Origin of the sequence: Faecalicatena contorta (genome assembly GCF_021531895.1) — a bacterium.
GTDB lineage: Bacteria > Bacillota > Clostridia > Lachnospirales > Lachnospiraceae > JAFBIX01.
In genome coordinates, this window is sequence record NZ_JAFBIX010000004.1 from 15,230 (window position 1) to 29,991 (window position 14,762).

The following is a 14,762-nucleotide window of genomic DNA, read 5'->3' on the forward strand; positions in this document are numbered from 1 at the left end:
GTAGTTTTCATAGACTAAGTGAAAGGGAGTAAGTTGTCGGAGGACTTACTCCCTTCAAAAGTTAAATATATAATTATAGATTTCGGAAAATATCCATAAGCCGGTCATTGTCTTTTGGCATCATGATACAAAATCGCACATATTCTCCCTCAAGACTTTCAAAAGAGGAACAATCACGGATCATCATACGTTCGCGGATTGCGGCTTCAAATACATCAAATGAAGTAATACCTGTTTTAAGAATTCGAATCAGGATAAAGTTCGCATAGGGATTATAGATTTTTAATGTGCCTTGGGCTTCTAGCTTTTTCAACTCTGTGTAGAGTCTGGTACGTTCAGAGTCAATCAGCTGATAGGTAGCATGGATGTATTCTTTGTCATTTAACATAAGTTCGCCTGCAAAAGCGCCGATACTGTTCAGACTCCATGGATTTTGATGGGTAATCAGAGCCTGAAGAAATGCTTCGTTACTTGTAAGCCCATAACCAAAACGCAGCCCTGGAGCGGCGAAGAATTTGGAGACACCACGGATGACCATGAAGTTGTCGTATTTTGGAACAAGAGGGATAGAACTGATTTCGGTTCCTTCAGGGGCAAATTCCACGTAAGTCTCGTCGATCATGACGAAAATATCGAGCTCTTTGCAGCAGTGGATGATCTGTTCCATATCATTTATGCTGATAGCAGAAGAAGTAGGATTGTTTGGATTACAGATGATTACAAGATCGATTTCTTTTGTTAAATTATTTAAAAAATCTGAAATATTTAGACAAAAGTTATCCTCTTCCTTTAGATGATAGTATTCCAGAGTTCCACCGACCAGGGAAAGTTCTCGTGCGTATTCTGAATAGGTAGGTCCGAGTACAAGGGCTTTTCGAGGAGCACGCTGACTGATCAGAAGGGAGATTAGTTCGGTAGAACCATTCCCGACTACAATATGCCGTGGATCTGCATTACAGTAGGAACCTATGTTTTTTTTGAGACTGGTGTAATTTCGGTCTGGATAGCTGCTGATGATGTCCAGATTACCGGCCAGTTTCTTTTTTACTGTCTCTGATAATCCAAGTGGATTGACATTTGCGCCGAATTTAACGATTCCTTCGGCGGAAATGTGGTAATATTCTGCAATCTTTTCTAAATCACTTCCGTGAAATTCTGGTTTCTTTTCCATATCTATGCATCCTATTCTATAATAATTTCATGATTTTGTGTTTCTGGCATTGCCTTTACTTATCAATCAATGCTATAATTTATTATAGTATGTTTTTAGAAAAATGCAACGAAAGAAGCAGGTGTCAGACTTGAAAAATAAAATCCAGAAATTTTCCAAAGGAGACTTTCAGCTCAAACAACCTGATGTCATATTTGATGAAACAAATCTGGTTCTCATTATAGGAGAAGGGGAAGTATATCGGGGGAGTTTTACAATTAAGGCGAATAGTGAGGGAACAATACGGGGGTTGGTCTACCCGTCTTCTTTTCGCGTTCATTTTAAAGACCAGGGATTCGAGGGGAATCCTGCAAAAATAGAATTTACTTATGATGGAAGAGGATTGCGTCCCGGACATGTAGAAGAAGGAAAATTCACAGTTGTGTGCAGCGGCGGAGAGTATGAACTGTCATTTACTGCAATTATTGAGAAGCCTTATGTGATGACGTCTTATGGTAAAGTGCAGAGTACGGATGATTTTCGCAAGCTTGCCATTAAGGATTTTTCTGAGGCGGGAAGATTATTCCGTTCCAAAGAATTCTATGAAATATTAAAATATGAAAATGAGAGAACATTTTATCTTTATGATAATATGCGGAAATGGTCACTTGGTGAACAGGCGATGGAAGAATTCCTGGTAGGAATAAAACAGAAAGAGTGTATCTTTCTGACTTTGCCGGGAGAAGGTATGTTGTTTGAGGATATTTCGGAACCTACCAAGGGAACTTTGACGCTGATGAAGAATACCTGGGGATATATGCCGATTCATATTGAGACTGAAGGTGGGTTTATTCGAGTATCCCGGCCGGAAATCAGCACCGAAGATTTTGTGGGGAATGCGCATGAGATTGAATATGTAGTCCGTCCGGAGCGTTTGCATGCTGGACGTAATTATGGTGCGCTTAAGTTTGTTACACCTTATGAGACCTTGAAATATGAGATTGAAGTTCTGCAGAATCAGGAATATCATGAAAATCACAGAGTACCGGAACTTCTGCTTGCGCAGATATTGAAAGAATATGTTGGGTATATTGGCGGAAGGATTAAGCTGGAAAATTGGATCGACAGTGCAGTTGAGAAGATGACTGCACTTCGAAAGTTAGAGCCGCAGAGTGAACTCTATCAGTTGATGCAGGCTCAGATTTATCTTGCGGGTAATAAAGTAGAAGAAGCAAAATGGATTCTTGAAAATTATAATTATAATAGATTTGCAATCGGAAAGGATCCTGTGACAAATTGTTATTATCTTTATCTGACAGCGCTTGTCAGAGGTAAGGGGAATCATGTAGAGCGTGTACTTGATGAGATTGGCAAGACTTATATGCGTCATCAAGATTCATGGGTCCTTCTGAGCATGTTGTTAGATCTTGATCCTAGATATAAGAATGCATATAAAAGAATTGAAGTATTAGAGCAACAGTTCGAATACGGAATACACGGTGTATTATTCTATCTGGAAGCATATTTGTGCTATCAGGAGAAGCCGACACTGTTGAAAAAACTTGGAACATTTGAGATGCAGGTTCTGAACTTTGCATCCAAATACCGTTTAATGACGAAGGAATTAGCATTGTACGTGTCGAATTTTGCCAGTCAGCAGAAGAACTACAGTGATTCTATGTTCCGGATTTTGGAGCGTATATATAAGATGTACAATGAGCCAATGATTCTGAATACTATCTGTACCCTTCTGATTAAAGGAAATAAGACACAGAAGCGTTATTTTGTGTGGTATCAGCGTGCAGTTGATGCGGAATTAAAGATCGCGCAGTTGTACGAGTATTATATGATGACTCTTGATGAAGACAATGCCAGAGGACCACTTCCAAAGACAATTCTATTGTATTTTATGCATGGGAATTCGCTGAATTATAAAAAGGCAGCTTTTCTTTATGCCAATCTGATAACCTATGAAGAAACGGCTGGAGATTTATACTTGAATTATAGGGAACAGATGGTGGCGTTTACATGGGATCAATTGATGAAGCGCCATATTACAGAGTCTCTTCGAATATTATATAAGAGATTCTGCCAGGAAGAAGAGATGACGGCAGAACGGATGGAAGCCATGCGGGACATCTGTTATTCTTATGAGATCAAGACGAAAGTTCCAAACATGAATTGTGTTCTTGTAATTGAGAAAGATGGAGCAATCCGGCAGAGAGTTCCATACGATGAAGATGGTGCAATTATTTTCCTGTATGATAAAGAATCAAGGATTGTATGGGAATCTGTAGAAGGACGTCATTATACGGATTCTATTGCATATGAGACAAGACGGCTCTTTTATGAACCGCGTTTCCTTGATATGTGTCGTAAGTATGCAGCATCAACGGGAATCTGGAAGCAGGAAAATGAAAAAGAAGAGCCGACGTTTGAAAAAATAAAAGTTAAAGGAATCAATGCATTTGATGAAAAAGACGTATTTCGCATGTGCAGTAAACGGATTCGTGAGGATAATTATGAAGAAGATGAGTTCTTAAATTATCTTTGTATTGAATTGTTCAAAAGACAGCAGTATGATAAGGTGACTCTGATGTATCTTGCGAATTATTACTGCGGTGCGACCAGAGATATGAAAAAACTCTGGAAAGTATTACGGGAATATGGAATCCCTGCATTCAAAGTCGGAGAGCGTATAATTACCCAGATGCTATTTTCTGAAAATCTGTTTCAGGAAGAAGAGATATTTGAAGATTACTATATGTCTGATAATGTCTATTTTCGTTTGAAACAGGCGTATCTGGCATATGTATCCAGAGAATATGTGGTATATGGACGAAGCTTGAAATCCTGTGTATTTGATATGATTGCAAATGAATGTGATAAAAAAGAAGAATTACCGGATATCTGTAAAGTTGCGCTTTTAAAGTATTATTCCGGACGAGATTATACTGCGGCTTTGGAAGTAATCCTTCATCAAGTATTGAGAGAGATGTGCGAGAAACAGATTGTTTTCCCGTTTTATCTGCAATATAAGAAAGAATGGCTTAGAGAAGTACAATTGTATGATAAGACAATGATTTCTTATCAGTCAGCGCCAGGAAGCAGAGTTACTTTGTATTACAAAGTAAAACAAGGGAACCGTGATGGATTGGGGTATCAAAGTGAAGCCATGATGCCGGTATATGAGAATTTGTATGTAAAACAATTTGTCCTGTACGACGATGAATCCGTGAGTTATTATTTCGCGGAAAGCAGGGAAAAAGAGGATATCACTACAGAGAAATCTGTGTTGAAAAATGAGAATCAAATTGCAGGCTCTGGAAAATATGGAAAGTTAAATGATATGACTAAGATGGCGCCTGCATCGCGCAGAAAAGCGATGATAGAGTACCAGGAAGAAGAAATTATGGCAGAACATTTATTTAAGATTTATTAGGAGAGAGGAGGATATGATAATGAAAAGGGGCAGTATTCTGGGCTATGATCTAAATGAAAAGAATTGCCAGATCAGTTATTACGACGAGAACAAAGAAGAACCTGAGACACTGGAAGTTTCCGTAGATAATTATCAGATTCCTCTGGTATTAGGATATTATAAAGAACATTGGGTTTATGGAAAAGAGGCGAAAAGGCTTGCGGCAATCAATGAGGGATGTACGATAACCGATCTTTTTAATAAGGCGGTACATCGAGAAAAAGTAAGAGTTGGTGCACGTAATCACGATGCAGTATGGCTCCTCGCCAAGTTTGTTAGTCTGACACTGGAAGAATTTGAAGATATCAAATTTATAACGTTTACAGTTCCGTTTACAAATATTGATATGTCAAAAATGATGAAAGGAATTGGTCAGCATCTTGGCGTTCCGAAAGAAAAAGTATGTGTTCAGGATTATAAAGAGAGTTTTTGTCATTATATGTTTTATCAACCAAAAGAGTTGTGGCAGTATGAATCAGCATTATTCTATTGTGATGCGCATGAGATACGGGCTTATATGCTGCGGAAACTGAATGCAATCAGTGGCAGAGGAAAAGATATGTTCGTGACAGTTGATGAAGTGGCAAATGCGCGTATGAAGGAGCTGGAAGCAATCTATCCGGTACTAAATGTTGATAAAGCAAAAGATGCGGATGAGCGATTTAAGACATTTATTCAGAGCGTATTTGAGAAAAAGGTAGTATCTTCCGTATATTTGACGGGAGAGGGATTTGAGAATAATTGGTATCCGAATTCTTTGAAAGTACTTTGTAATGGAAGGAGAGCTTTCCTAGGCAATAATTTGTACAGTAAAGGAGCGTGCTATACATCAATCCGAAAATGTCTTGATTATGATGAGGGACCGGTCTATCTGGATGAAACCAAGATGACGGAGCAGATATGTCTGCGTATGCGGGTGAATGGTCAGGAAGGCTGGTATCCAATTGTCTCATGGGGAACCCATTGGTATGAAGCAGATGGACAATGGGATGTGATCCTGGAAGATACCTCAGATATCGAAATTCACGTAGAGACATTGGCAGGAGAAGAACTTCAGGTTGAAACGGTTTCGCTGGAAGGTCTCCCTGAAAGAAGAGATTATTCTCTGAGAATTCAGATTGAAGCAATGTTTATGGATGAACGTACCTGTAAGCTCACATTTAAAGATGTCGGATTTGGAGAATTTTTCCTGTCGTCCGGTTTTCAGGTAGAGAAGATATTACATTTAGGAGGAATCAATGGGCAGTTTAATTCTATGTCATAGAAAAAAAGCAAAACAACCATACGAGATATCCAGAGTTCATATGAGAATCTATACGATAGAGGAACTGTGCTATTATATATGCAACAATCTGTATCTGATTGATTATACGATTATAAACAGACAGCTTTGTAATTGGATTGACACTGAATTAGATATGAAAGAGCTGGCTGATAAGCTGCGCGAAGAATTGAGGCAGAACTGTTCGATGGAGCAATTTGTGTTGACAATTTTGAGAGAATCAACGATTTATGCAGCGGCGGATATTAATAAGATCCAGAGTTTGTTAGAACATCTTCAGAACCAGAAAGATGTAGAACGAACAAAGTATAAAGCAGACAGTTTGCAAAATAGTGGAGAATATGAAACTGCGATACTGGTATATCAGTCTATCATCAATCAGGAGTGGGATGATTCTGTGCCCAAGATGTTTTATGGTAAGGTGTATGCATGTCTGGGAGCGGCTTATGGACATCTGTTTTTATATGAGGAAGCTGCCAGGATGTATCAGGAAGCCTATCGAATATGCGAGGAATCAGATCTGTTGAAGGCATATCTTTATTGCTGTTATCGTTTTATGCCGGAAGATCAATATGTGAAAATGTTATCAGGAAATCCTATTTACCTGAGTGTGAATTCTCTTTTGAGAGACGAGATGAAAGAAGTGCAAAAGGAAATTGATATAGATATGCCGGAAGAACAGCTGGTACAGTGGAAAAAGGAATATCGCAGAACGGATAAGAAAACAGTATAAATTTACAGGCACCTGAAAAAGGTGCCTGTTGTGTTATCCTTGTGTAAATCGAGACAGGAATTGTTTTGTACGTTCTTCTTTAGGGTGTTCGAATACTTCGTAAGGATCTCCCTGTTCGAGAATGTATCCATCGTCCATGAAAATCACCTGATTGGCAACATCTCTTGCAAATGCCATTTCATGTGTGACAATAATCATTGTAGTGTTCTTGTCTGCAAGTTCTTTGATTACTTTCAATACCTCTCCGGTAAGCTCTGGATCCAGTGCGGAAGTTGGTTCATCAAAGCAGAGAATATCAGGCTGAAGTGCTAATGCGCGGGCAATTGCGACACGCTGGCATTGTCCTCCGGACAATTGATGAGGATAATTATCCATACGATTTTCCAGACCCATTTGAATGAGAAGGTTCTCGGCCTGTGATTTGATCTCTTCGTGGATTTCCTTTTTCTTTGCTTTGTAATCAGGCTGCTCTTTGGCTAATAATTCTTTGGCCAGCATAACATTTTCCAGAGCAGTGTACTGTGGAAAGAGATTGAATGACTGAAAAACAAGACCAAAATGAAGCCGTTTTTTTCGAATTGCGGTTTCTTTTTGTGTAGATGGATCCGCATAGTCAAATAATGTTTCTCCATTTACACGGATAATACCTTTGTCTGGTTGTTCTAAAAAGTTCAGACAACGCAGAAGAGTGGTCTTACCGCTGCCGGATGAACCAATGATGGATACGACTTGCCCCTTTTCCAGAGAAAAACTGATGTCCTTCAATACTTCTGTGTTATTAAAAGATTTGCAAATATGTTCAACTTCTAAAATAGCCATTGTATGACCTCCCTTTTATCTAAAATAGTCTAGTTTCTTTTCCAGACGCCCAAGCAAAACAGTAAGAACGCCGTTGAAAATCAGATAGTAGACAGCTGTGAAGAACAATGGCCAAATAACACCAGAAATTCCCTGTGAGCCTTTCATAAAGGCCTGGCCAGCCCAGATGATCTCTTGCAATGCAATGATTCGGGCCAGTGAAGTGTCTTTTACCAAAGTAATGATTTCATTGGACATTGGCGGAACAATATGTTTGATCATCTGTAATAACTTTACTTTGAAGAAAATCTGAGTTTTAGTCATTCCAAGTACAAGACCGGCTTCTTCCTGGCCTACAGGAACACCTTGTATACCGCCGCGATATATTTCGGAAAAATAACAAGCATAGTTTATAATGAAAGAAACGGATGCAGCGAGAAAACGGCCGGTTTCACCACTGCCCCAGATTGGATTGTGTAATACAAGTCCAGGAAAATAATAAATTATAAGCAACTGAATCATAAGTGGAGTACCACGTACGATCCAGACAATCAACTTTGTAAGATAACTCAAAGGTTTAAAATGGGACATAGAGCCAAAAGAAATAATCAGACCCAGAGGAAATGCCCCGATCAATGTTACAAAGAAAAGTTTTAAAGTTTGTAAAAAGCCGATGTTTAGTGAGTTGATGACAACCGGCATTTGTTCCATTATATGTTCCATAGGATTATCCTGCTTTCTCTTTGTGTAATGATTCTAGTGAAAAATAGAGAGCGGGGAAAACCGCCCTCTATGAATATACATTACATTATTATTTTGATTATTGTTCAAGAATGGCATCCTTTACACCATATTTCTCAGCACATTCCATCATGCTGCCATCTGCATAGCTGGAAGCGAAGAATTCATTCAGTGCTTCTGCCAGATCAGATCCTTTACGGAAACCAACACCGTATTCTTCACTGTTCAGTTCTACTGTATGGGTTAAGGATTCGTAACTTGTTCCTTCTCCGATCATAGCAGCTGCCATAAGTAAATCGATAACAGCAGCATCAGATGTTCCTGCAGATACTTCCATCAGAGCATCTGCCTGAGATGCAACTGCTGTATACTCAAGATTCAGAGCACTAACTTCTTCTTCACCGGCACTTCCTGTCTCAACTGCGAAAGCGAGATCAGCAAGACTGTCGGTATCCTGATATTGATCTGCCTTATCAGAAGGAACTACAACAACCTGTGCGTTTTTGCAGTATGCATTGGAGCATTCCATTGCACTTGTAACTTCATCTGTTAATGTCATACCGTTCCATACGCAGTCAATGGTCTTGCCATCAAGCTCCATAATCTTGTTATCCCAGTCGATTTCAACAAATTCAACATCAACTCCAAGGCTGTCTGCAAATGCTTTTGCCATGTCAGCATCAAAACCAACCCATTCATCGCTGCCTTCTTCTTTGTAATCCATTGGTTCAAAATTTGTAATACCTACGACCAATGTTCCCTTTTCTTTTACGTAATCAGAATCGCTCTGGCTTTCTGTTGACTCCTTGCTGTCTTCTTTAGAATCAGAAGAACCACAAGCTGCCAAGGACAGAACCATGATTAATGATAACGTGAATGCAATAAATTTTTTCATAGTACATCTCCTCAATATTATTGTTAAATTATATTTCTTTTACGTTACAATATTATCAAGTTAGCAGACTAAAGTCAACAGGATTTTTAAAGAAGAGAGATTGCTTTTCTGAACGCCTTGTATTATACTGGTATTGCATGTCAAGTGCATTGATACAGTACTTTGTATGATTTGGGTATAAAAAAAGAATAAGTAAGGAGCTTACATTCATGGATAACTTTGAAAAAGTTACGACAGGTATGGGAGAGGAATGTGGAGTTTTTGGAGCCTATGATATGGACGGAAGCGATGTTGCTTCTGATGTATACTATGGGCTTTTTGCGTTGCAGCACAGAGGACAGGAAAGCTGTGGTATTGCTGTGACGGATACTTATGGGGAAAGAAAAGTACATTTTAAAAAAGGACTTGGTCTGGTAAATGATGTTTTTGATGCCGAAGCATTGGAAGCATTACATGGTAATCTTGGGGTTGGTCATGTCCGCTATTCAACAGCTGGAGGTACAAGGGCAGAGAATGCTATGCCGCTGGTTTTGAATTATGTAAAAGGAACTTTGGTGATTGCACATAATGGTAATTTGACGAATGCAGTGGAACTTCGGCATGAATTGGAATATACGGGGGCTATTTTCCAGACAACGATTGATTCTGAAGTGATTGCATATCATATTGCAAGAGAACGTCTGAAGACGAAGAATGCCGAAGATGCAGTAAAAAAGGCCATGAAAAAAATAGAAGGTGCTTATGCATTGGTAGTAAGTTCTCCGAGAAAGATGATTGGTGCAAGAGATCCATATGGTTTCAAGCCTCTTTGTATCGGGAAAAGAGATAATACTTATTTTTTGGCTTCTGAAAGTTGCGCGATTGCGGCAGTTGGGGCCGAATTTGTCAGAGATGTGGAACCGGGTGAAATCGTAAGCATTACGAAAAAAGGAATCAAATCCGACATGTCGATGGCAATTCATCCTGCGAAACAGGCAAGATGTATCTTTGAATATATTTATTTTGCCAGAACAGATAGCTGTATGGATGGCGTAAATGTTTATCATTCGAGAATTGTTGCGGGAAAAGCATTGGCAGAGTCTTATCCTGTGGATGCGGATCTGGTAGTTGGTGTGCCAGATTCTGGTCTGGTAGCTGCAAAAGGATATTCGGAACAGTCTGGAATTCCCTACGGAATGGCATTTCATAAAAACAGTTATGTCGGCAGGACTTTTATTAAACCAAAACAAAGTGAGAGAGTCAGCAGTGTCAAAATCAAGCTGAATGTTATCGAAGAAGTAGTCAAGGGGAAAAGAATTGTTATGGTAGATGATTCTATTGTAAGAGGAACTACCAGTGCCAATATTATTAAAATGTTGAAGAAAGCAGGGGCGAAAGAAGTTCATGTCAGAATCAGTTCGCCGCCATTCTTGTATCCTTGCTATTTTGGTACCGATGTACCATCTAATGAACAGCTGATTGCCCATTCACATACGACAGAACAGATTCGTGAGATGATAGGGGCGGATTCACTGGGATATATGGAGATTGACAAATTAAAGGATATGGTAGGAAATCTGAGCTATTGTGATGCTTGTTTTACCGGCAAATATCCAGTAAAAGTACCGGGGAAAGATGTTTCCCTGGCATTTGAGTAGTAGATCTGTAACAAGGAAAAAGAAAAGGAGAATCAGATTATGAGTAATGACAGATATCAAAGCCCGCTTTCTGAGCGTTATGCTAGTAAGGAGATGCAATACATCTTTTCGCCAGATAAAAAGTTCAGAACATGGAGACGACTTTGGATCGCTCTTGCAGAAACAGAAAAGGAATTGGGACTGCCAATTACAGAAGAACAGATTGAAGAATTAAAAGCTCATGCAGATGATATCAACTATGATGTAGCAAAAGAAAGAGAGAAAATTGTGCGTCATGATGTTATGTCGCATGTTTATGCGTATGGACAGCAGTGTCCTAAAGCAAAGGGAATCATTCATTTGGGTGCCACTTCTTGTTATGTTGGCGATAATACAGATGTCATTTTAATGTCTGATGCTTTGGAATTGGTGAGAACAAAGCTGATTAATGTAATAGCAGAACTTGCAAAATTTGCTGATGAATATAAGAACCTTCCGACTCTGGCATTTACGCATTTTCAGCCGGCTCAGCCGACAACTGTTGGAAAACGTGCAACACTTTGGATGCAAGAGTTTATGATGGATCTTGAAGATTTGGAATATGTAAAAGGAAGTCTTAAATTACTGGGCTCTAAAGGAACCACTGGAACACAGGCAAGTTTCTTGGAATTGTTTGATGGCGACCAGGAGACGATTGATAAAATTGATCCGATGATCGCAGAGAAGATGGGATTTAAAGCGTGCTATCCAGTATCCGGGCAAACATATTCTCGTAAGGTAGATACCAGAGTATTAAACGTTCTTGCAGGCATTGCGGCAAGTGCACACAAGTTCTCGAATGATATTCGACTTCTTCAGCATTTGAAAGAAGTGGAAGAACCATTTGAGAAGACACAGATAGGATCTTCCGCGATGGCGTATAAGAGAAATCCAATGAGGAGTGAAAGAATTGCTTCATTGTCGAGATATGTTATGATTGATGCACTGAATCCGGCTATCACTTCTGCGACACAATGGTTTGAAAGAACTTTGGATGATTCTGCTAATAAGCGTCTCAGTGTACCGGAAGGTTTCCTTGCAATTGATGGTATTCTTGACCTGTGTCTGAATGTAGTAGATGGTTTGGTGGTATATCCAAAGGTGATTGAGAAACGACTTATGTCCGAACTCCCGTTTATGGCAACAGAGAATATTATGATGGATGCTGTGAAAGCTGGCGGTGACAGACAGGAACTTCATGAAAGAATTCGTGAGTTGTCAATGGAAGCAGGCCGTAATGTGAAAGAAAAAGGGCTGGATAATAATCTTCTTGAACTGATTGCAGCTGATCCGGCATTCAATCTGACATTGGATGAGCTGAAGAAAACTATGGATCCGGCAAAATATACAGGCCGTGCATCTGTGCAGGTAGAAGCGTTCCTTGAAAATGTTGTGAAACCAGTTCTGGATGCCAATAAGGATGTCCTTGGCATGACTGCGGAAATCAATGTTTAATATTACCAAAAAATAAAAAATCAAGTGTTTTTTTTGAAAAATCTTAAATGGCGTAAACGGCGTGTTTGCGCCATTTTTCTTTTTTGTATTGACTGATTAAAAGTCATAAAATGGCAAAAGTGACGAAAATTCTTCAAAATTCTCTGCAATTATTGAAGAAAAAATGGGTGAGTGATATTATAGACACATCGAATAATGTTATTCAAAATATCAATACAATGAAGGGGGTCATGTTGTGGAGGCAGCATTAAATAACATTTTTTCAACTATTGGCAGTTATCTTTCAAACTACATTCTGATCGTAGCACTTCTTGGTGGCGGTATCTGGTTTACTGTGAAACTTGGTTTCATTCAGGTAAAGGGCTTCGGCGAAGGAATGAGAAGAACGTTTGGTGGACTTTTCAGCAAAAAAGGCGAGGCGGGAAATGATGGTATGTCTTCTTTCCAGGCACTGGCTACAGCTATTGCAGCTCAGGTAGGTACTGGTAACATTGCTGGTGCGGCAACAGCACTTGCAGTCGGTGGACCAGGAGCGATCTTCTGGATGTGGATTGCGGCATTCCTTGGAATGGCAACAATCTATGCAGAGGCAATTATGGCACAGAAATATAAGAAGATTGGTGATGACGGAGTTGTGACAGGTGGTCCTGTTTACTATATTCGTGCAGCATTTCAAGGACCATTTGGTAAGTTCCTTGCAGGGGCATTTGCAATCCTGATTGTTCTTGCACTTGGCTTCATGGGTAATGCTGTGCAGTCCAATTCTATTGCGGCAGCATGGAATACAGCATTTGGAATCCCAAAATGGGTTATGGGTGCTATTCTTGCAGTTGTAGCTCTGTTTGTGTTTGTTGGAGGCATGGGACGTATTGCTAAGATTACTGAGATGATTGTTCCGGCTATGGCAGCACTTTATATTATAGGTTCATTGATTGTCATTATCTATAATTTTAAAGAGATTCCTTATGCGTTCAAATCTATTATTGTAGGTGCGTTTGCACCGTCTGCGGTTGTCGGTGGTGCGGCAGGTGCAACGATCAAGCTCGCACTTACAAAGGGTGTTGCAAGAGGTTTGTTCTCTAATGAGGCTGGTATGGGTTCTACACCTCATGCTCATGCAGTGGCGAAAGTAGATCATCCGGTAGAGCAGGGATTTGTGGCTATGATTGGTGTGTTTATTGATACATTCGTAATTCTGAACCTGACAGCTCTCGTAATTATTACAACACATTCTATTCCGACTGGACTTACCGGAGCAGAGTTAAGCCAGTATGCATTCTCAACATTATATGGAAAAGGCGGAGATATCTTTATTGCTGTATGTATGCTGTTCTTTGCGTTTTCTACTATCCTTGGATGGTATTTCTTCGGACAGGCTAATATCAAGTATCTGTTTGGAGCAAAAGCAGTAAAAGTGTATTCTGTGATTGTGGCGGTTTGCGTGTTCCTTGGATCACTAGCAGAGGTTGAACTTGTATGGACAATGCAGGATTGCTTCAATTCTCTGATGGTTATTCCGAACATTCTTGCGTTGTTTGCACTTAGCGGAGTGATTAAAGAAGTACATAATGATTACTTTAAAAATAAAAAGAACAAATAACTATTCGTTATTTCTATAGAAAGTAATGAAGATTTTTGCTGAGAAGAATAGAAAGTTTCAATAAATGCAAAGGGCAAAATCAACAAAAATAGAAATAAATATTAGTGCAATGTGCATAAAATAATTTAATTTTAAGATAGCGGTTGCAAAAAAAATAACAATACGCTATTATAGATATAGGCAATTGAATATATTCAGGAATTCGATAAATCACGTCGGATTTTGAATGAGAATATATTGAAAATGTCTATACATAAAAAATAAGAGTGGGATGATATTTTCCAAGAGAGAGTCAGGTTTTTGACCGCCGAAGAGGCAAACCTTATATAAAGTGGTGAATATATATGAGGCGAAACTTTCAGGCAAAAGGACTGGAGAATGTACCACATTCTGAATCTTGTGCTGTATGATAAAGCTTTAAAGGAATACATTATCAGGGCAAAAGACAGAAAAGGACGATTACGCACATGGTTGTGTTTGAATCGTCCTTTTTTAATTGCTATGCATTTAGTATGAGTTTTCATATAGGCTGGCAGATTGACTGAAAGGAGAAAGTGGAACGTGAATCAAAAGAAATACATCATTATAACGAATAATCCACTGGTTTTTGATAAGCTTAAGGAGACGCACAACGTAGAATACAAGGAGATTTCTTACGAAGAGATTCTAAAAGAAGTTAGAGACAGAATCCATGAAGGTCATTTGCTTCTGACGCACCCATTGTCGGGGAGCGTGAAGCCTAATGAAACACCATACAAATCCATAATGATTACGGAGGGAAAGGGGGAGATCGACGAGAGGTCTCTCACGTTGATTGAAAACGCCATACAAGCGTGCCAGAAGTTTGAGTTTAAATCAGACAAATATAAAGCTTCGGTATATGACGATTTTCAGTTGATTGACTGGACCTTGCTGGAAAGTGGAATGGCATCGGCTGATGCGTGGTAGGTCATAAGTGAGGTTGTAAAAGCG

The 14,762-nt window shown here is 39.3% G+C and carries 11 protein-coding genes and 1 riboswitch; of the genes, 7 read left to right on the top strand and 4 right to left on the bottom strand.

Annotation, left to right across the window (positions count from 1 at the left end; all coding sequences use genetic code 11):
- Positions 1–73: 73 nt before the first annotated feature.
- On the bottom strand, positions 74–1,171 hold the full coding sequence (locus tag JQM81_RS01875) for a pyridoxal phosphate-dependent aminotransferase (RefSeq protein WP_235231828.1): 1,098 nt from the start codon (positions 1,169–1,171) through the stop codon (positions 74–76).
- 130 nt (positions 1,172–1,301) lie between these two features.
- Between JQM81_RS01875 and JQM81_RS01880 the strand changes: the two genes are divergently transcribed.
- The 3 genes from JQM81_RS01880 to JQM81_RS01890 are packed head-to-tail and all read left to right on the top strand — an operon-like array spanning position 1,302 to position 6,646.
- Positions 1,302–4,592: a DUF5717 family protein gene (locus JQM81_RS01880; RefSeq protein ID WP_235231830.1), complete on the top strand. Its 3,291-nt coding sequence runs from the start codon at positions 1,302–1,304 to the stop codon at positions 4,590–4,592.
- Positions 4,593–4,611: 19 nt separating this feature from the next.
- Positions 4,612–5,895: a DUF5716 family protein gene (locus JQM81_RS01885; protein WP_235231833.1), complete on the top strand. Its 1,284-nt coding sequence runs from the start codon at positions 4,612–4,614 to the stop codon at positions 5,893–5,895.
- The gene (locus JQM81_RS01890; RefSeq protein ID WP_235231835.1) at positions 5,870–6,646 is read left to right on the top strand and encodes a hypothetical protein; all 777 of its coding nucleotides are present in this window, start codon (positions 5,870–5,872) and stop codon (positions 6,644–6,646) included. Before JQM81_RS01885 ends, JQM81_RS01890 begins: the two co-directional genes overlap by 26 nt.
- Before the next feature lie 33 nt (positions 6,647–6,679).
- On the opposite strand, the gene JQM81_RS01895 is transcribed toward JQM81_RS01890, so the two are convergent.
- From JQM81_RS01895 to JQM81_RS01905, 3 genes are all read right to left on the bottom strand, one after another.
- A complete protein-coding gene (locus JQM81_RS01895) occupies positions 6,680–7,465 on the bottom strand; it encodes an amino acid ABC transporter ATP-binding protein (RefSeq protein ID WP_235231837.1) in 786 nt (261 codons plus the stop codon).
- A gap of 15 nt (positions 7,466–7,480) precedes the next feature.
- Positions 7,481–8,167, bottom strand: coding sequence for an amino acid ABC transporter permease (locus JQM81_RS01900; RefSeq protein ID WP_235231838.1), 687 nt, complete (start codon positions 8,165–8,167; stop codon positions 7,481–7,483).
- 97 nt (positions 8,168–8,264) lie between these two features.
- A complete protein-coding gene (locus JQM81_RS01905; protein WP_235231839.1) occupies positions 8,265–9,080 on the bottom strand; it encodes a transporter substrate-binding domain-containing protein in 816 nt (271 codons plus the stop codon).
- A 209-nt stretch (positions 9,081–9,289) separates the two neighbouring features.
- Here JQM81_RS01905 and purF point away from each other — a divergent pair, with 209 nt between their 5' ends.
- The 4 genes from purF (at position 9,290) to JQM81_RS01925 (ending at position 14,738) form a co-directional block, all read left to right on the top strand.
- Positions 9,290–10,717 carry an amidophosphoribosyltransferase gene (purF, locus tag JQM81_RS01910; RefSeq protein WP_235231840.1) on the top strand — a complete coding sequence of 476 codons (1,428 nt, stop codon included), beginning with the start codon at positions 9,290–9,292 and terminating at the stop codon, positions 10,715–10,717.
- Between the two features lie 39 nt (positions 10,718–10,756).
- Complete coding sequence (gene purB, locus JQM81_RS01915; protein WP_235231841.1) at positions 10,757–12,190, top strand: adenylosuccinate lyase; 1,434 nt, start codon at positions 10,757–10,759, stop codon at positions 12,188–12,190.
- A gap of 235 nt (positions 12,191–12,425) precedes the next feature.
- Positions 12,426–13,790 carry an alanine/glycine:cation symporter family protein gene (locus JQM81_RS01920; protein WP_235231842.1) on the top strand — a complete coding sequence of 455 codons (1,365 nt, stop codon included), beginning with the start codon at positions 12,426–12,428 and terminating at the stop codon, positions 13,788–13,790.
- Between the two features lie 272 nt (positions 13,791–14,062).
- Positions 14,063–14,174: riboswitch (glycine riboswitch) on the top strand.
- A gap of 177 nt (positions 14,175–14,351) precedes the next feature.
- Positions 14,352–14,738, top strand: a complete 387-nt coding sequence (locus JQM81_RS01925) for a GrdX family protein (RefSeq protein WP_235231843.1) — start codon at positions 14,352–14,354, stop codon at positions 14,736–14,738.
- Positions 14,739–14,762: the final 24 nt, after the last annotated feature.

What these genes read in the sequence shown, in the direction of transcription:
- JQM81_RS01875 (WP_235231828.1), bottom strand. Translation starts at nt 1,171, where the DNA reads ATGGAAAAGAAACCAGAATTTCACGGAAGTGATTTAGAAAAGATTGCA.
- JQM81_RS01885 (WP_235231833.1), top strand. Translation starts at nt 4,612, where the DNA reads ATGAAAAGGGGCAGTATTCTGGGCTATGATCTAAATGAAAAGAATTGC.
- JQM81_RS01890 (WP_235231835.1), top strand. Translation starts at nt 5,870, where the DNA reads ATGGGCAGTTTAATTCTATGTCATAGAAAAAAAGCAAAACAACCATAC.
- JQM81_RS01895 (WP_235231837.1), bottom strand. Translation starts at nt 7,465, where the DNA reads ATGGCTATTTTAGAAGTTGAACATATTTGCAAATCTTTTAATAACACA.
- JQM81_RS01900 (WP_235231838.1), bottom strand. Translation starts at nt 8,167, where the DNA reads ATGGAACATATAATGGAACAAATGCCGGTTGTCATCAACTCACTAAAC.
- JQM81_RS01905 (WP_235231839.1), bottom strand. Translation starts at nt 9,080, where the DNA reads ATGAAAAAATTTATTGCATTCACGTTATCATTAATCATGGTTCTGTCC.
- purF (WP_235231840.1), top strand. Translation starts at nt 9,290, where the DNA reads ATGGATAACTTTGAAAAAGTTACGACAGGTATGGGAGAGGAATGTGGA.
- purB (WP_235231841.1), top strand. Translation starts at nt 10,757, where the DNA reads ATGAGTAATGACAGATATCAAAGCCCGCTTTCTGAGCGTTATGCTAGT.